The organism is Streptomyces sp. NPDC097981 (genome assembly GCF_040302565.1).
Lineage (GTDB): Bacteria > Actinomycetota > Actinomycetes > Streptomycetales > Streptomycetaceae > Streptomyces.
The window spans coordinates 103,239-118,937 of record NZ_JBEORW010000004.1; the positions used below are offsets into that span (position 1 = coordinate 103,239).

Annotated in this window: 17 protein-coding genes; 7 read left to right on the forward strand and 10 right to left on the reverse strand. The window is 73.3% G+C overall.

Features of this window, described 5'->3' with window-relative positions; translation table 11 throughout:
* Nucleotides 1-23: 23 nt before the first annotated feature.
* Nucleotides 24-425, forward strand: a complete 402-nt coding sequence (locus ABTY04_RS05295) for a YchJ family protein (protein WP_352211967.1) — start codon at nucleotides 24-26, stop codon at nucleotides 423-425.
* Here ABTY04_RS05295 and ABTY04_RS05300 read toward each other — a convergent pair.
* Entirely contained in the window at nucleotides 389-1,285 is an 897-nt protein-coding gene (locus ABTY04_RS05300; RefSeq protein WP_352211968.1) for a DUF6397 family protein, read from the reverse strand. The genes ABTY04_RS05295 and ABTY04_RS05300 overlap by 37 nt on opposite strands.
* Before the next feature lie 90 nt (nucleotides 1,286-1,375).
* Nucleotides 1,376-1,774: a roadblock/LC7 domain-containing protein gene (locus tag ABTY04_RS05305; RefSeq protein WP_030296771.1), complete on the reverse strand. Its 399-nt coding sequence runs from the start codon at nucleotides 1,772-1,774 to the stop codon at nucleotides 1,376-1,378.
* A gap of 107 nt (nucleotides 1,775-1,881) precedes the next feature.
* Between ABTY04_RS05305 and ABTY04_RS05310 the strand changes: the two genes are divergently transcribed.
* Nucleotides 1,882-2,310, forward strand: coding sequence for a PPOX class F420-dependent oxidoreductase (locus tag ABTY04_RS05310; RefSeq protein WP_352211969.1), 429 nt, complete (start codon nucleotides 1,882-1,884; stop codon nucleotides 2,308-2,310).
* A 32-nt stretch (nucleotides 2,311-2,342) separates the two neighbouring features.
* Here ABTY04_RS05310 and ABTY04_RS05315 read toward each other — a convergent pair whose 3' ends face one another.
* The 5 genes from ABTY04_RS05315 to ABTY04_RS05335 are packed head-to-tail and all read right to left on the reverse strand — an operon-like array spanning nucleotide 2,343 to nucleotide 7,446.
* Nucleotides 2,343-3,026, reverse strand: a complete 684-nt coding sequence (locus ABTY04_RS05315) for a GTP-binding protein (RefSeq protein ID WP_352211970.1) — start codon at nucleotides 3,024-3,026, stop codon at nucleotides 2,343-2,345.
* On the reverse strand, nucleotides 3,026-3,415 hold the full coding sequence (locus ABTY04_RS05320; protein WP_502996560.1) for a DUF742 domain-containing protein: 390 nt from the start codon (nucleotides 3,413-3,415) through the stop codon (nucleotides 3,026-3,028). The genes ABTY04_RS05315 and ABTY04_RS05320 overlap by 1 nt, the downstream gene beginning before the upstream one ends.
* Nucleotides 3,416-3,432: 17 nt before the next feature.
* Nucleotides 3,433-3,876, reverse strand: a complete 444-nt coding sequence (locus ABTY04_RS05325; RefSeq protein ID WP_352211971.1) for a roadblock/LC7 domain-containing protein — start codon at nucleotides 3,874-3,876, stop codon at nucleotides 3,433-3,435.
* On the reverse strand, nucleotides 3,876-6,593 hold the full coding sequence (locus ABTY04_RS05330; protein ID WP_352211973.1) for a sensor histidine kinase: 2,718 nt from the start codon (nucleotides 6,591-6,593) through the stop codon (nucleotides 3,876-3,878). Before ABTY04_RS05330 ends, ABTY04_RS05325 begins: the two co-directional genes overlap by 1 nt.
* A gap of 46 nt (nucleotides 6,594-6,639) precedes the next feature.
* A complete protein-coding gene (locus ABTY04_RS05335; protein WP_352211974.1) occupies nucleotides 6,640-7,446 on the reverse strand; it encodes an MHYT domain-containing protein in 807 nt (268 codons plus the stop codon).
* A gap of 188 nt (nucleotides 7,447-7,634) precedes the next feature.
* Between ABTY04_RS05335 and ABTY04_RS05340 the strand changes: the two genes are divergently transcribed.
* Complete coding sequence (locus ABTY04_RS05340) at nucleotides 7,635-8,234, forward strand: class I SAM-dependent methyltransferase (RefSeq protein ID WP_352211975.1); 600 nt, start codon at nucleotides 7,635-7,637, stop codon at nucleotides 8,232-8,234.
* A gap of 67 nt (nucleotides 8,235-8,301) precedes the next feature.
* Here the strand turns inward: ABTY04_RS05340 and ABTY04_RS05345 are convergent, their stop codons facing one another.
* Nucleotides 8,302-9,216 carry an oxygenase MpaB family protein gene (locus ABTY04_RS05345; RefSeq protein ID WP_352211976.1) on the reverse strand — a complete coding sequence of 305 codons (915 nt, stop codon included), beginning with the start codon at nucleotides 9,214-9,216 and terminating at the stop codon, nucleotides 8,302-8,304.
* A gap of 135 nt (nucleotides 9,217-9,351) precedes the next feature.
* Here ABTY04_RS05345 and ABTY04_RS05350 point away from each other — a divergent pair, with 135 nt between their 5' ends.
* On the forward strand, nucleotides 9,352-10,146 hold the full coding sequence (locus ABTY04_RS05350; protein WP_352211977.1) for a hypothetical protein: 795 nt from the start codon (nucleotides 9,352-9,354) through the stop codon (nucleotides 10,144-10,146).
* A gap of 19 nt (nucleotides 10,147-10,165) precedes the next feature.
* Complete coding sequence (locus ABTY04_RS05355; RefSeq protein ID WP_352212152.1) at nucleotides 10,166-10,624, forward strand: SAM-dependent methyltransferase; 459 nt, start codon at nucleotides 10,166-10,168, stop codon at nucleotides 10,622-10,624.
* Between the two features lie 76 nt (nucleotides 10,625-10,700).
* Here ABTY04_RS05355 and ABTY04_RS05360 read toward each other — a convergent pair whose 3' ends face one another.
* A complete protein-coding gene (locus ABTY04_RS05360) occupies nucleotides 10,701-10,883 on the reverse strand; it encodes a tail-anchor membrane protein (RefSeq protein ID WP_352211978.1) in 183 nt (60 codons plus the stop codon).
* Between the two features lie 207 nt (nucleotides 10,884-11,090).
* On the opposite strand from ABTY04_RS05360, the gene ABTY04_RS05365 reads away from it, so the two are divergent.
* Nucleotides 11,091-12,455, forward strand: a complete 1,365-nt coding sequence (locus tag ABTY04_RS05365) for a GAF domain-containing protein (RefSeq protein WP_352211979.1) — start codon at nucleotides 11,091-11,093, stop codon at nucleotides 12,453-12,455.
* 54 nt (nucleotides 12,456-12,509) lie between these two features.
* Nucleotides 12,510-14,033, forward strand: coding sequence for an acetaldehyde dehydrogenase ExaC (gene exaC, locus ABTY04_RS05370; protein WP_352211980.1), 1,524 nt, complete (start codon nucleotides 12,510-12,512; stop codon nucleotides 14,031-14,033).
* A gap of 136 nt (nucleotides 14,034-14,169) precedes the next feature.
* On the opposite strand, the gene ABTY04_RS05375 is transcribed toward exaC, so the two are convergent.
* Nucleotides 14,170-15,696 (reverse strand): FG-GAP-like repeat-containing protein, encoded by a 1,527-nt coding sequence (locus ABTY04_RS05375; RefSeq protein ID WP_352211981.1) that lies wholly within the window; start codon nucleotides 15,694-15,696, stop codon nucleotides 14,170-14,172.
* Nucleotides 15,697-15,699 lie beyond the last annotated feature (3 nt).

Sequence of the window (15,699 nt, forward strand, 5' to 3'; positions counted from 1 at the left end):
TCCACGAAGAGCTGAGCACACCCATGCCCACCCCGGCCCTCCCCTGCCCCTGCGGGCTGCCCGCCGCCTACCCGGACTGCTGCGGCCGCTTCCATTCGGGCGCGCACCAGGCGCCCACCGCCGAGCTCCTGATGCGCTCCCGGTTCAGTGCGTTCGCGGTCGGCGACACCGCCTACCTGCTGCGCTCCTGGCACCCGAGCACCCGGCCCGGCCGGCTCGACCTGGATCCCGACCAGCGCTGGGAGCGCCTCGACGTCCTCGCCACCGAGCGCGGCGGGATGTTCGAGACGGAGGGCTCGGTGGAGTTCCGGGCGTACTACCGCGAAGGCCGGCACACCGGTTCCCTGCACGAGCACAGCGCCTTCACCCGGGAGGCCGGGGCCTGGGTCTACGTCGGCCCGCTCTCGCCCGTCGACTTCGACTGACCGCGGGCCCCGGTCAGCGCGAAGTCCAGGCTGGTGCGGTACCAGTGGATCTCGTCCGGCGGCTCCGCCCGTAACAGCCGGCGTGCGACGGCCGCCGCGGCCGGGATCTGCGGGTGCCCGTACGGCGGGGGCGGGGCGAGCGCGGCGAGCACGATCCGCTCCGCCGGATCGGGCACGGCCTCCCGCAGCTCCTCCTCCGGGAGTACGGAGGCCAGTACGGCAGCCCGCTCCCAGGGGTCGGCGGTTCGTCTCAGCAGCAGGCCCACATGGCGCCCGCGCCATTTCCGGGGCCTCAGATCCGCCTTGGCGGCCATCAGTTCCCGGTCCGCCGGGGGTGCGCTCCCGCGCAGCATCCCCGCCTCCCTACCGGCGAACTCCCGTAGCTCAGCTGCCAGATAGAGCCAGACCACCATGCGGTAGCGGTTGATCCGGTAGCCGACCGGGGTGATGTGCCCGCAGCGCGCGAGCCGGGTGAACCGGCCCGGGCTGATGCCGAGCACCCCGCCCGCAGCTTCGGCTCCGGCCACGGTTTCCACCCTCCCGCGCAGCGCGTCCGGGAATCCCTCGGACGACCGCAGCCGCTCCAGATCCGCCCGCGTGTAGCGCGCGGATCCGCCCGGCGCCGGCGGCCCGGCCCGGACGATGCCCAGCTGGACGGCCCGGGCGAACTCCGTCCGGGTCAGCCCCAGTTCCCGGGCGGCCCGGGCCCCGCCCACTCCCGTATCCGGCAGCAGGTCTGCCCGTACGACCGGGGGCCCGTCCACCCGCACCGCCCGCAGGGCGTGCGCCCGTGCACCCGGCAGGGCCGGCGCCCCGGAATCCGGCAGCGCGTGCCCCGACTGCTTCGTCGCGACCTCCATGACGGTCCTCCCCCACAAGTGACGATTACTCTGTGTGAAGACCGTAACTCAGCGCCACGACACCCGCGAGGCCTGTGGATAACTCCGGCGTCAGCCGCCGGTGATCCGCCGCTCCGCCACTCCCAGGTGCTCGCCCACCCGGTTGACCAGCAGTGTCATCTCGTACGCGACCTGACCAATGTCGGCCTCGGCGGCACTGAGAACGCACAGGGAACTCCCCGCGCCCGCCGCCATGACGAACAGGACACCGTCGTCGTACTCGACCATCGTCTGCCGTACCTCGCCGGCCCGGAAATGCCGCCCCGACCCCTTCGCCAGGCTCTGCAACCCCGCGGCCACGGCCGCCAAGTGCTCCGCGTCCTCCCGCGCGAGTCCCGCACTCGCGCCGGTCACCAGGCCGTCATTGGACAGCACCACCGCATGCCTGACCTGCTGCACCCGACGCGTCAGGTCGTCGAGCAGCCAGTCGAGCTGCTTGTCCAGTGCCATTTCGAGCCCCTCCCCGTTGACGCCGCCGGCGTGGCCGCGCCCCACCCCTCGTAGTAAGTGCCGCCAGCCTTCCCCACCAGCGCCTTTCCGGCAAGGAGGATGTCCCCATGGCGAAGAAGATGACTCAAGAGGAATGGCGGGCATTCGTCTCGTACGGGACCCGCACCGGCAAGCTGTCCACCGTCCGCGAGGACGGCAGCCCGCATGTCGCACCCATCTGGTTCGTTCTCGACGGCGATTCCTTCGTCTTCAACACCGGCAAGGGCACGGTCAAGGGACGCAACCTGCTCCGCGACGGCCGGGTCGCGCTCTGCGTGGACGACGACCGGCCGCCGTTCTCCTACGTCGTCCTCATGGGACGCGCCGAGATCAGCGAGGACCTGGAGGAGATGGTCCCCTGGGCGACGAGGATCGGCGCCCGCTACATGGGCGAGGAGCGTGCCGAGGCCTTCGGCCGCCGCAACGCCGTCCCCGGTGAACTCCTCGTCCGCGTCGGCATCGACAAGGTGATCTCCGTCGCCGGCGTGGCCGACTGACACGGGCGCCTCCTCCCCTGCCGCAGGCCGCCTCACACGGAATCGGCCTGCGGCTCCACCGAGTCCAGCAGCCGGGCGGTGTGCACCCGCCCGGCGTACTCGACCAGCCTGATCAGCACTTCCTTGCCCGAGTCCTTGTCCCGCGCATCGCACAGCACCACCGGTGTCCCCGGCTCCAGGTCCAGTGCCCGCGAGACCTCGTGCGCCCCGTACCTCCGTGCGTCCGTGAAGCAGTTCACGGCCACCACGAACGGGATTCGCCGGTGCTCGAAGTAGTCCACCGCCGGGAAGCAGTCCTCCAGCCGGCGGGTGTCCGCGAGCACCACCGCGCCCAAGGCGCCCTGCGACAGCTCGTCCCACAGGAACCAGAACCGGTCCTGCCCCGGCGTACCGAAAAGGTAGAGCGACAGCCCGGACCGGATGGTGATCCGCCCGAAGTCCATGGCCACGGTCGTGGTGGTCTTCTGGGCGACCCCGCCCGTGTCGTCGACCCGTTCACCGGCCTCGCTGAGCAGTTCCTCCGTCCGCAGGGGGCGGATCTCGCTGACCGCCCCGACCAGCGTGGTCTTGCCGACCCCGAACCCGCCCGCCACGAGTATCTTCAGCGCGAGCGCGGTCAGTTCCCCGTCTGCTTCCGGATCCTGAGCCTGATCCGGATCATGATCCGGGCCGGGCTCCGGGTCCGGTCCGCCGGGTCCGTCGTGGTGTCGTTCCATCACAGCGCTCGCAATCCCTCGATGACTTCACGCAGAATCCGCTCGTCCGGCAGCCGCGCGGGCGGCACCGGCCGGCTGACCTTGACGTGCCCGCCCTCCAGCAGGTCCCCGAGCAGCACCCGCACCACGCCCACCGGCAGGTCCGCGTCCGCGGCGAGCTCCGCCACCGACTGGGTCTCGGACCTGCAGAGCCCCAGCAGTGCCCGGTGTTCGGGGCCGAGCAGCGACTCGGCGGCCGCGTCCGGGCCCGCAGCGCCCCCGCCGTCCATGACGACCAGCGCGATCAGGTCGAACCGGACCCCGTGGGGCCCCGGCTTCGTGCGCCCGCCGGTCATGGCGTACGGGCGCACGAGCGGGCCCGCATCGGCGTCGTACCACTGGCCGTTCACGTACCGGGCCGCCGCTCTCAGCCCGCGGCCGGAGGCCGCGCCGCGAACCGGGTCGGTGTGTACAGGTGCTCCCCGACCCGCTTCACGAGCCGGGCCATCTCGTAGGCGATCAGCCCGATGTCGGCGCTCGCCGCGCTGAGCACGGCCAGGCAGGAACCGTCCCCGGCGGCGGCGACGAAGAGGAACCCGCCGTCCATCTCCACCATCGTCTGGCGCACGCCCCCGACGTGGAAGTGCCGACCCGCGCCCTTCGCCAGACTGTGGAATCCGGAGGCCACGGCGGCCAGGTGCTCCGCGTCCTCCCGGCTGAGCGCAGTGGACGCGCCCACCGCCAGGCCGTCGTTGGACAGGACCACGGCATGCCGGACCTCGCGGACCCGGACCACCAGATCGTCCAGGAGCCAGTCCAGTTCGCCGGACCTGCGGACGCCGTCGAGATGGAATCTCTCGTGCTCGATCATCACACTTCTCCTTCACTGCCTGCGTGGGCGGAGCTCTCCTGGGCGCCGCGGACCCAGCCGGCCCGGTAGGCCGCCATCCGGTCCCGGGCCTGCTCCGGGCTTCGCCCCTGCGGGTCTTCGGGCAGGCGCGCCCCGGCCGGGGACTTCGGGGCGGGGGTCTCGCGCAGCTGCGGGGCCAGGCTGGCCTGGCGTACGCGGCGCGGCAGTCCGGAGCCCGAGGGGTCGGATACGGAGGGGTCGGATACGGAGGGGTCGGATACGGAGGGGGAGCCTCCGGCGAGACGCGGAGCCGGTGCCGCAGCGGGCGCCGCGGCCGCCGCGGCCGCCGCGGCCGCCGCAGATACCGGAGTCGGGGCCGGTGAGGCCTGTGTGCGGGTGACCGCGCCCCCGGCACCGCGCGGCTGCAGCGAGGCCACCGGCGCCGGGCGCGGCACCTCCCGTGCGGGGCTCCGGTCCGGTGCCGGGATGCCGCGCGCGTCCTCCCGTACGACGGTGATCGCGGGCTGCTGCGGCGCCGTCCCCTCCGGTTCCGCCCGGGCCTCGACCGGCGCGGCCGGGTCCTCCCCCCGGCCCGCCGCCGACGCGGGGCCGGTCTCGATCGCGCCCTGGAGCAGGGCGTTCGGCAGGAGCACCACGGCGGTCGTGCCTCCGTACGGTGACGTGCGCAGGTGCACCCGCACACCGTGCCGGGCCGAGAGCCGGCTGACCACGAAGAGCCCGAGCCGGTCGCTGTCGAACAGGTCGAGAGCCTCGGACTGCTCGATGCGCCGGTTGGCCTCGTGGAGGGACTCGCGGCCCATGCCGAGCCCCCGGTCCTCGACCTCCAGGACGTATCCGGCGCCGACGGGCTCACCGCTGACGCGGACCTTGGTGTGCGGCGGGGAGAACTGCGTGGCGTTCTCGATGAGTTCGGCGAGCAGGTGCGTGAGGTCGGCGACGGCGCCGCCGATCACCGCGGCCTCCACCAGTTGGCGGACCTCGACACGCGGGTAGTCCTCGATCTCGGAAACGGCCGCCCGTACGACGTTCGTCAGCGGGACCGGCATCCGCCAGGCACGCCCGGGAGCGGCACCCGACAGGATGATCAGGCTCTCGGCGTGCCGCCGCATCCGCGTCGTGAGGTGGTCGAGGCGGAACAGGTCGCCGAGTTCGCCGGGGTCGTCGGCGCGCCGCTCCATCGAGTCGAGCAGGGTCAGCTGCTTGTGCACCAGGACCTGGCTGCGGCGGGCGAGGTTGACGAATACGCCGCTCACCCCGCTGGCCAGCTCGGCGCGCTCGACGGCCGCACTGAGGGCCGCCCGGTGGACGGTGGCCAGCGCCTCGCCGACCTGCGTGATCTCGTCGTCGGCGGGCGGTGGGGGCGGGGCCTCGGCCTCGACGTCGATGTCCTGGCCGGCCCGCAGCCGGTCCATGGCATGCGGGAGCTTGCGGTGGGCGATCTCCAGGGCGGTGTTGCGCAGCGAGACGAGTTCCACGACGAGGGCGCGGCCGATGCGTACGGAGATGACGAGGGAGGCGGCGACCGCGGCGAGGCCCAGCAGTACGGCGGCGCCGGCGGGGCTGAACTCGATGTGCGCGAAGGGGTCGGTGCGGTCGACGGCTCCGGCGTGCGCGGCGGCCGCGATCTCCCGCATCGAGGTGCTGATGCTCGCGTACGCGGCGTCCCAGCCGGCCGGCACACCGCGGACCTCCTTGGCCGGCCCGGCAGCAGACCCGGCAGCCGACCCGCCGCCTGATCCCGTGCCCGGCCCGGCAGCCGGGCCCGCACCCGCCGTGAGCACCCGGTCCTCGGCAGCGGTCAGCTCGGCGTAGGCGGCGCTCTTGGCGGCGGAGTGCCAGGCGGCCTGCTGGGCGGCGGGCAGGTCGTCGACGGAAGCCGCGGTGAGGGCGCGGCGGGTCTCGATGACGCCGGTGAGCCGTCGAAGCGTTTCCGTGGTGCGCGGGCCGGGTGCGGCGATGAGTGCGTCCTCACGGGCGAGGAGTTCCGCGGCGCGGGCGAATTCGAGCAGGACGCGGGCGTCGGGGCCGAGTTCGGCCTTCTCGCCGCCCGAGAGGGAGCCGTCGACGGCGAGCGCCTCGTCGACCACGCGGGTGTACGCCTCGTACGCCGCGTCCGGGGTCGCACGCCGGTCCGCGACGTCCTTGCGGGTGGCGCCGAGCTGGTCCGCTGCGGCCACGAAGGCCCCGACGCGGACGACGACGTCGCTCGGGTAGTCGCCGGACTCGGCGACGGTGTGCCGGTCGCCGAGCCGGAGCCGGCCGACGGCGGCGCCGGTGCGCCGCGACTGCTGTTCCAGGGCGGCGCCCTGGTCGGAGGCGGGGTCGGCCAGGTGGCGGACGGCGGCGCGCCGTTCGGCCTGGAGCTCGGTGACGGCGGCCGCGACGGGGGTGCGTATCTGCTCGTCGACCCGCTGGACTCGGGTGAGCCGGGCGATGTCCTGGGTGGTGCTGACGGTCGCGAAGCCCCAGAGCGCGAGCAGGGAGACGACCGGGACCATGAGGAGCGACACGATCTTCGCGCGGACGGTGGCCGGGCGCAGCCGCAGCCGGGGGGACCTGCCGTCGGGGGCGGACGCCGGGCCGGAGCGAGGGGTCTGCCGGTCCTGCTGCGCCGCCGGTTCCTCGGCGGGCGGTCCGGCGTGGGCCCGGCGGCCGCGCGCCGGGGGCGCGGGCAGCTGCGGCGCCGCTGCTTCCGGTTGTCTGCGGGGTCTGCGCATGGGCTCCTCGTTCCGGGTGCGGTCAAGCGGGGCGGTTCGGGCCGGGTCAGCGGGCCGGCGCGGGCGGTGCCGCCGCCGCGTGCGCCCGTGCGCCCAGATGCCGGGCGGCCGATGCGGAGGCGGCGCGTTCGTCGGCGGTCGGGGAGAGCGCGACGAACGCGGAGGTGATGAAGAGGTACGAGCCGAGCCCGACGGCGAGCGGGAAGATGAACTGCATCGCGGTGGCGCCGGGCAGTGCCTGGTCCGAGGGGACGACGCGGACGGCGACCGCGATCATCCCGGTGTAGTGCATGCTGCTGACGGCCGCGCCCATGACGAGCGAGGCGACGGCCACGGCGACCGGCGCCTTGATGTTGAGCGCGGCCCACAGCGCGGCGGTGGCCGCGACGACGGCGATGGCGACCGAGAGGCCGACCGTGAGCGGGTCGTACGAGATGCTGCCGTGCAGGCGCAGGGCGGCCATGCCGAGGTAGTGCATGCTGGCGACACCGAGGCCGGTGGTGAGGCCCCCGAGGACCAGGGCGCGGCGGCGGGCCCTGCCGTAGCCGACGGCGAACACCCCGGCGCCGACGACGAGCACGGCGACGAGCAGGCTGAGGATGGTCAGCGGCACGTTGTAGTGGATCTCGGTGCCCGTGACGTTGAAGCCGAGCATCGCGACGAAGTGCATCGTCCAGATGCCGGTGCCGATGGCGGAGGCTGCGGTGAGGAGCCAGTTGCGGCGGGAGGAACCGGTCGTCGCGGCGAGTGCGCGGACGGTGCAGCGCAGCCCGAGGGCGGCGCCGATGGAAGCCATCACGTATGACAGTACGGGTGTCAGCCAGCCATAGGCCGCGTGGTCGAGGTGTCCCATGGCCCCGGGACGCTAGTCCGGGTGAGGGCACGAACACGGGGAGCATTTCGAAAGCAACTGGAACTGCTGGAATATGACAGAGCTCGTCCGTCTTCGATCACGTCGCGTGCCGGCTTGCGCACGCACCGTACGCATCACATACGCCGCGCGCACCGCATGCCGAGTGTCCTGTGGGGGATCATGTCCACATGAGCGAAGACCACACGCACGTGCAGGAGTTCTTCGGCGCGCGCGCCGCCGACTGGGACCGGAAGTTCCCGGCGGACGGGCCCGCGTTCACGACGGCCGTGGCCGAGTTCGGCCTGCGCCCCGGCGACCGCGTCCTCGACGCGGGCTGCGGGACCGGGCGGGCCCTGACGGCACTGCGCGCAGCCGTCGGCCCGGCCGGCACGGTGCTCGGCGCGGACCTCACCCCACAGATGCTGGCCGCCGCGCGGCAGGCCGGGCGGGGCTCCGAAGGCGCACTGCTGCTCGCGGACGTGGCCCGGCTGCCGCTGCGCGACGGGGTGCTCGACGCCGTGTTCGCCTCCGGGCTCATCGCGCACCTGCCCGATCCCGAGGCGAACCTGCGCGAGCTCGCCCGCGTCGTCCGCCCCGGCGGCCGGCTCGCCCTGTTCCACCCGATCGGGCGAGCGGCGCTGGCGGCGCGGCAGTGCCGCGAGCTGACGCCGGACGACCTGCGGGCCGAGCCCAACCTCGGCCCGCTGCTCGCCCGTTCAGGATGGGACATGATCTCGTACGCCGACGAGGACACCCGCTTCCTGGCACTCGCGGTGCGCCGCGCCTGAACCGGCACCCCCCTCGCACACACCCGTACGACGGCACCTCGCCCGGGGTCCGCGGAGGCGCCCCGGATCACGCCGGAGGCGAAGCCTCGGCTCCGGCCGGCCGGCGCGGATGCGGCACGGGACATCCCCCCGAGCCGGGCACGGGGAACGTGCCGAGCTCGCCCACGTCGTAGCCGTGGGGGTAGCCCTTGATCTCCGGGTTCTGCCGGGCGTAGTGCGGGGCCTTGCGCGGCGGCAGCAGCCGGACCGCGCGGCCGCGCAGCTTCAGGGCGCCCCGGACCAGCCGCTTGACCTGCGGGCGGGGGCTCTCGTAGCGGAAGGCGGACAGAAGCGGCTCGTCGAGGAGGGCGAGGCTCAGCCCCCGCACGGCGGGAGCGAGCGGCGCCGGGTACCAGGAGGCCATCAGGCCGATGGTGGAGTCGGCGACCATGCGGCCGCCTTCGTCCCAGCCGAAGTGGGCCTCCTCGTAGGCGTTCAGGGTCTCCTCGAACTCCTCGTAGGAGCCCGGGATGTCCGTGATGCCCAAGTGCCGGCCGAGCGTGGCGTAGTAGTTCGCACTGGCCCGGCGCTCGTGGTGGGTCATCGGACGCCAGCCGTAGGCATCCAGCCAGCGCGCCGGAATCACCACGAAAGTGCACAGGACATAGCGCATGTCCTCGTTGCCGATGTCGTAGCTGCGGTGCATCTGGTTGACGCGGCGGATCGCGGTGCGGGCCGTCTCGCTCTCGAAGCCGTGCTCCACGACGGCGTCGAGGAGCAGCGCGGTGTCGTCGTACCGCTTCTGCGGGCGGTCGGTGAACTCGGCGGTCTCGGCCAGCAGGCGGCCGATGCTGGGGACGGCGTAGGTGCGGAAGAGTGCGAGCTCCAAGGCGCGGGTGAAGTCCCAGGGGAACTCGTAGGTGGCGGTGAGCCGGTAGATGGCGAGGAAGTCCTTGTCGGGGTCGAGACGGAGGATCTCCCTCAGCCGGTCGTAACGCTGCACCGGGTGTCCCTTTCTGTGGCGGGTAGCCAACTCTACGTGCAGGTGGCGGGCTTGGAAATCGCCGCCCTCAGGCTCTCGACGCGGCGGTTACCCGCTGGTTAGGGTGCGCCGACGAGAGAGCGACCGGGAGGCCACGTGTCCGACGAGGAGGGGGGCGGTTCGCTCTATGTGCTGACCGCCGTACTGCTGACCCCCGCGCAGTTTCCGAGCATCCTGGGCGACGATTTCCCGGAGGCCTGCTCGCTGCTGGGCGTGAAGCCGGTGGCCCGGGGCTACGGGCTGGTGCTCGGCCAGGACGAGGAGGGCGCGCGCTGGACCGTCGTCGTGGACGACGTCTCGCTCGTGGCCATGGCGATCGCCTCGTGGGACTGCGGCATGGAGTACGACCTGTCGCCCGACGAGCGGACGATCGTGGTCTCGCTGGCGGGCTGGCCGCTCGACCTGTCGGTCGCGACGCCGGGGATCCCCGAGCCGCACGACCCGGAGCAGGGCGCCGACGGCACCGGACGGGTGCCGCTGGCGCCTCCGTCCGCCGAGGCGTGGGGGCCGGTGCAGCGGCGGATGGGCGCGGACCAGATCGCCCGCGAGTGGTCCGACTGGCGCGAACGGGTCGCGACGGACGGCGGGGCGGCGGCCGCGGCGCACCCCGGGCTCGCGCGGGCGCTCAAGGAGGCTCTGGAGTACACGCAGAGCCCGCCGCCACCCGGCAGGGTGCGGTCCTCGTTCGCGGGCGAGGGGGCGCGGACCCTGCGGGTGGACGGTCCCGGGTGGTCGCTGGTGGCCCGGACCGACGACTCGGCCTTCGTACTGCTGGACGAGGCGCCGGGCGAGGTTCTCACGGTCCCCCGCAACGGGCATCATGATCTTGACTTGCCGAAGATGCCGGACCTGCTCGCGGCCCTCGACCGCGTGGCCGTGCGCCCGGCCTGAACCCGAGGGGGACCCCGTGATGGTGGAATCGGAGCCGGTGGCGGTGGTGGTGGGCGGCCGCGCGGAGGTGGTCGACGACGACTGGGGGCGCGAGACGGCCGTGATCCGCCTCGACGCCGGGCGGTTCGGCCCGGAGGCTTTGTACGGGCTGGCCGAGTTCTCGCACCTTGAGGTCGTCTACCACTTCGACCGGGTCCCGGCGGAGAAGATCGAGACGGGCGCGCGGCACCCCCGGGGCAACACGGACTGGCCGCTGGTCGGCATTTTCGCCCAGCGCGGCAAGAACAGGCCGAACCGGCTCGGTCTCTCCCGGTGCCGGATCCTGAAGGTGGACGGCCTGGACGTGCACGTGGCGGGCCTGGACGCGGTCGACGGGACCCCGGTCCTCGACCTGAAGCCGTACATGGCCGAGTTCGGTCCGCGCGGAGAACTGACCCAGCCGGAGTGGGCCACGACGCTGATGCGGGACTACTACTGACCCCGGCACCACACCCGCGCCCGGGTCCGTACGCAGTCCCGGGCGCGGGCCGGTCAGGGTCGCCGCACGTGCCCGCTCAGCGGCCGAGCTGCTTCCTGGAGATACCCCGCAGGCGACGCCGCTGGGAGGAGTCCAGCAGCAGGTAGGCGGCCGCCGGCACACCGATCAGGACCAGCAGCCCTGCCCAGAACCCGACCGTCCAGAACAAAACGATGGCTGCCGCGACTCCGGCAACCGCGACCTTGCCTCGATTGGACACTGCGGACACCTCCACCTGTCGTCGTCCACTATCCCCATCAACGCGCTGCCCCGGCCATGCGTTCCCGGCCACCCGGACGGGCGGAGGGCCCGGCCGGTGCGCCTTGGCGGCGTTTCGGCACCGAGTGGCCGACGCAGCGCTTGTCGGGGCCCGGGACCGGGACGACGATGGGGCGCTCCGGGTACCGCGGCACCACGGGAGGGTGACATGCACGATCCGTCGGTGGCGCTGCCGGGCGGGGCCGATCCCGCCGAGCGCACGCGCGTCCTGCGGCGGGCGCATTCCGCGTTCACGCAGGACGGGCGGGTCGAGACCCCGGTCCGGGCGGTGATCGCGAGGTCCTGGCGGCGGTGCGCCCGGGCCCGGGTCAGCCCGGAGTGCACGCCCCGGGTGGAGCTGGCGGAGGCGGAGCTGCGGTCGTACCGCGCGCAGCACCCGCTGGCCCGGGTGATGCCGGTGTTCCGGGACCTCGTGGGGGCGTTCGCCACGCACGGGGCCCACCTGCTGGCGGTGTGCGACGCGCGGGGCAGCCTGCTGTGGGTGGAGGGCGAGGCTGCCACGCTGCGGCGGGCGGAGCGGCTCGGCTTCGTACCGGGCGCGCGCTGGGCCGAAACGGCAATGGGGACCAACGCGCCCGGCACGGCGGTCGCCGTCGGGGAGCCGGTCCAGGTTTTCGGGGCCGAGCACTTCAGCCGTCGGGTCCACCCCTGGACGTGTGCGGCGGCCCCGGTGCGCGACCCCCGTACCGGCCGGCTGCTCGGCGCCGTGGACATCACCGGCGGTGACGGCCTGGCCCATCCGCACTCCCTCGCCTTCGTGCAGGCGGTGGCCCGGGCCGCGGAGGCCCAGCTGGCGCTGCTGGACCCGCTCCCGTCCACCCCAGGGGACACCCTCGCCGCCCTCGGCCAGGACGAGGCGTTGCTGACCGGCGGCGGCACCCGGATCCGCCTGGGACGGCGCCACAGCGAGATCACGGCGCTCCTCGCGCACCATCCGGAGGGGCTGTCGGGCGAGGAACTGGCGATCGCGCTGTACGAGGACGAATCGGTGTCACCGGTGACCCTGCGCGCCGAGATGTCCCGGCTGCGCGGACTGCTGGGGGCCCGCGCCCCGCTCTCCCGCCCGTACCGCACGGCGGAGCCGGTGGAAGCGGACTTCACCGTCGTGGCCCGCCACCTCGCGGCCGGCGCCGTCTCGGCGGCCCTCCACCACTACGCGGGCCCGCTGCTCCCCGGCTCGACCGCACCGGGCATCGTCCGGCTGCGGCGCCGGATCGAGGACCAGGCGCGGGCCGCGGTGATCGCCCGGGCGGATGTGGGGCTGCTGACCGACTGGGTGTGCGCTCCGTGGGGCGCGGACGACGCCGCGGTGTGGCGGGCGCTGGCCGCGACGCTGCCGCCGGAGGGACGCCCGGCCGCGCTGGCCCGCGTACGGGCCCTCGACAGCGAACTCGGCACCGCAACAGGAGCCGGAACCCGAACCGGAACCGCACGTGCCGCCGAACCGGCCGTCGTACGGCGGGAGCCGGCCCGGCCCAGCCGTGCAACCCATCCGCAACCTGCCCGCTCCTAGCCTCCTCCCGAGCGCTGTCCGACGGCGGCCGGCGCCGGTCAAGGGGAGGACACCATGACCCGTTACGCTGCGCCCGGCACCGAAGACGCGCTCATGTCGTACGCGTCCCGCTACGGCCACTTCATCGGCGGCGAGTACGTCGAGCCCGTCCTCGGCGGGTACTTCGCCAATCCCTCCCCCGTCAACGGCGAGACCTTCACCGAGGTCGCGCGCGGCACGGCCGAGGACGTGGAGCGAGCCCTCGACGCGGCGCACGCGGCCGCGCCCGCCTGGGGGCGCACCCCGGCCGCCGAGCGGTCCGCCGTCCTGCTGCGCATCGCGGACCGGATGGAGCAGAACCTGGAGGCCTTGGCGGTCGCGGAGACCTGGGAGAACGGCAAGCCGGTCCGCGAGACCCTCGCCGCCGACATGCCGCTGGCCATCGACCAGTTCCGCTACTTCGCGGGCGCGCTGCGCGCCCAGGAGGGTGCGCTCAGCCAGCTCGACGAGGACACCGTCGCCTACCACTTCCACGAGCCGCTGGGCGTCGTCGGGCAGATCATCCCGTGGAACTTCCCGATCCTGATGGCGGTGTGGAAGCTGGCCCCGGCACTGGCGGCCGGGAACACGGTGGTGCTGAAGCCGGCCGAGCAGACCCCGGCCTCGGTGCACTACTGGCTGAGCCTGGTGGCGGACCTGCTGCCGCCGGGCGTGGTGAACATCGTCAACGGCTTCGGCGAGGAGGCCGGCAAGCCGCTGGCGTCCAGCCCGCGCGTGGCGAAGATCGCGTTCACCGGGGAGACGTCCACCGGGCGGCTGATCATGCAGTACGCGGCCGAGCACCTCAAGCCGGTCACTCTCGAACTCGGCGGCAAGAGCCCGAACCTCTTCTTCGACGACATCTGGACCACCGACGACGACCTGCGCGACAAGGCCCTGGAGGGGTTCGCCATGTTCGCCCTGAACCAGGGCGAGGTGTGCACGAGCCCCTCGCGCGCGCTGATCGAGCGCGGCCGGTACGGGGACTTCCTCGACGCGGCCGTGGCCCGTACCGAACTGATCGTGCCGGGGCACCCGTTGGACACGGACACGATGATCGGCGCGCAGGCCTCCGAGGAGCAGTTGCGCAAGGTCCTGTCGTACGTGGAGATCGGCCGGAAGGAGGGTGCGAAGATCCTCACCGGCGGCGGGCGCATCGACCACGGGGGCGACCTGGCGGGCGGCTTCTACGTGCAGCCGACCATCTTCGAGGGCGACAACCGGATGCGGATCTTCCAGGAGGAGATCTTCGGCCCCGTGGTGTCCGTGACCTCGTTCCAGGACTTCGACGACGCCGTCCGGATCGCCAACGACACGGCGTACGGACTGGGCGCCGGCGTGTGGACGCGCGACATCAACACGGCCTACCGTGCGGGCCGAGCGATCCAGGCGGGCCGCGTCTGGACGAACTGCTACCACGCCTACCCGGCCCACGCCGCCTTCGGCGGCTACAAGCAGTCGGGCATCGGCCGGGAGACCCACAAGATGATGCTGGAGCACTACCAGCAGACCAAGAACCTCCTGGTCAGCTACTCGCCCAAGAAGCTCGGGTTCTTCTAGAGCGCTGGAGTCCGCTGCCGGAGACGGGCGAGCGTGCCCTTGATCGGTGGCGCGGCACGCAGCGGTCGCGCTCGGTGCCAGGGGCCGTTCCCCCGCCGAGGTCCTCCGGCTCGCGGAGAGCCGGAGGACCTCGGTGTCACGCTCCTGCCGACACCCGGCCGAGGTCGGTCCAGCCGCCGGCCCGGTCACCGCCGTTCCACAGCAGGACGCGGACGGAGTTGTCCGCGGCGGTCAGGATGCAGTCACTGTCGCCGTCCCCGTCGTAGTCGGCGAACGCGACCATCCGCTGGTCGGTCGTCTCGCCGGCCGATACCGGGCCCGCGGGCACGGACCAGCCGCCGTGGCCGTCGCCGCCGCGGTTGAGGTACGTCTCCACGGCTCCGCTCTCCGCGAGCACGGTGTAGTCCGCGTACCCGTCTCCGTCGAAGTCCGTCCACCTCACGCGAGACGGGTCCTTGGTCGTACCGGTGGCGATCGTGCCGCGGTCCTGCCAGCCGCCGTGCCCGTCGCCCCCCTTGTTGAGGAAGACGGTGACGGGACCGTCGGGGCGCACCAGGGCGTAGTCGGTGCGGCCGTCGCCGTCGAAGTCGACGAAGCGGACCTGGTCAGCGTCCCGGGTCAGTCCGCTCGCCACCGAGTCGGCGAGTTCCCAGCCGCCGTGGCCGTCGCCGCCCCGGTTGAGGTACACCGACACGCTGCCGGTCTCGGAGATCAGGATGTAGTCCGCCCGGCCGTCGCCGTCCCAGTCGGCGAACCGGACCCGCTTGCGGTCCGTGGTGAGGCCGGTGGCGATCTGCCCGAGGTCCGACCAGCCTCCGCGGCCGTCGCCGCCCCGGTTGAGCATGACGCGGACCACGCCGCTGTCCGCGACGATGATGCGGTCGGCCCGGCCGTCGCCGTCCCAGTCCGCCCAGCGCAGCGGGCCGGTCCCACCGGACTCCGTGCCCGCCCTGCCCAGGTGCGTTCGGGCGGCGACACCGTCGAGGACGGCCTTGTCCATGCCTTCGAAGAAGGCCGCGCCCATCTTGGCGTAGCCGGCGTCCCGCGGGTGCAGGCTGTCAGCCATTTCACCGGGACTCAGCGCGGGCGCGTCGACGTACCGCACCCTCGCCCCGGCCCCGGCCTTGGCCGAAGCCCAGTTCTTCACCTCACGGTTGAAGGCGGGAACCCCCGGGACGTTCGAGGTCGGTATGAGGCCCATCACCACGACGGTGACACCGGGCCGCGCGACGAGGATCTCATCGGTGAGCGCCGCGAGCCGTGCAGGGGCATTGGCCTTGTCCGTCCCGCGGTCCAGGTCGTTGACGCCTTCGTGGAGCAGGACCACGTCCGGCTCGGCGGCCCGCACCCACCCCGGGGCGCCGGCTCGGATGTCGTTGATCATGGTGGCGCCGTGCGCCTCGTTGTCGGAGTCACCGTTCGGGCCGGCCTGGCGTGACCCGACGAAGTCGACCCGGAACCGAGCGTGGGTCAAGGCCTGCTGCCAGAGGGGCAGGCGATAGCCGAGGCCGGTCGAACCCTGGTATCCGTCGGTGATCGAGTCGCCCAGTGGCATGACGCGAAGGACGGGCGGAGCCGGATTCGGGGCGGCTGTCGCAGGGGTCGCCGCCGCCCCGATCAGGCCGCTGACGCCGACGGCCGTGGCGGCCGTCAGTGTGATCATCTT

What these genes read in the sequence shown, in the direction of transcription:
- ABTY04_RS05295 (WP_352211967.1), top strand. Translation starts at nt 24, where the DNA reads ATGCCCACCCCGGCCCTCCCCTGCCCCTGCGGGCTGCCCGCCGCCTAC.
- ABTY04_RS05300 (WP_352211968.1), bottom strand. Translation starts at nt 1,285, where the DNA reads ATGGAGGTCGCGACGAAGCAGTCGGGGCACGCGCTGCCGGATTCCGGG.
- ABTY04_RS05305 (WP_030296771.1), bottom strand. Translation starts at nt 1,774, where the DNA reads ATGGCACTGGACAAGCAGCTCGACTGGCTGCTCGACGACCTGACGCGT.
- ABTY04_RS05310 (WP_352211969.1), top strand. Translation starts at nt 1,882, where the DNA reads ATGGCGAAGAAGATGACTCAAGAGGAATGGCGGGCATTCGTCTCGTAC.
- ABTY04_RS05315 (WP_352211970.1), bottom strand. Translation starts at nt 3,026, where the DNA reads ATGGAACGACACCACGACGGACCCGGCGGACCGGACCCGGAGCCCGGC.
- ABTY04_RS05325 (WP_352211971.1), bottom strand. Translation starts at nt 3,876, where the DNA reads ATGATCGAGCACGAGAGATTCCATCTCGACGGCGTCCGCAGGTCCGGC.
- ABTY04_RS05330 (WP_352211973.1), bottom strand. Translation starts at nt 6,593, where the DNA reads ATGCGCAGACCCCGCAGACAACCGGAAGCAGCGGCGCCGCAGCTGCCC.
- ABTY04_RS05335 (WP_352211974.1), bottom strand. Translation starts at nt 7,446, where the DNA reads ATGGGACACCTCGACCACGCGGCCTATGGCTGGCTGACACCCGTACTG.
- ABTY04_RS05340 (WP_352211975.1), top strand. Translation starts at nt 7,635, where the DNA reads ATGAGCGAAGACCACACGCACGTGCAGGAGTTCTTCGGCGCGCGCGCC.
- ABTY04_RS05355 (WP_352212152.1), top strand. Translation starts at nt 10,166, where the DNA reads ATGGTGGAATCGGAGCCGGTGGCGGTGGTGGTGGGCGGCCGCGCGGAG.
- ABTY04_RS05365 (WP_352211979.1), top strand. Translation starts at nt 11,091, where the DNA reads ATGCACGATCCGTCGGTGGCGCTGCCGGGCGGGGCCGATCCCGCCGAG.
- exaC (WP_352211980.1), top strand. Translation starts at nt 12,510, where the DNA reads ATGACCCGTTACGCTGCGCCCGGCACCGAAGACGCGCTCATGTCGTAC.
- ABTY04_RS05375 (WP_352211981.1), bottom strand. Translation starts at nt 15,696, where the DNA reads ATGATCACACTGACGGCCGCCACGGCCGTCGGCGTCAGCGGCCTGATC.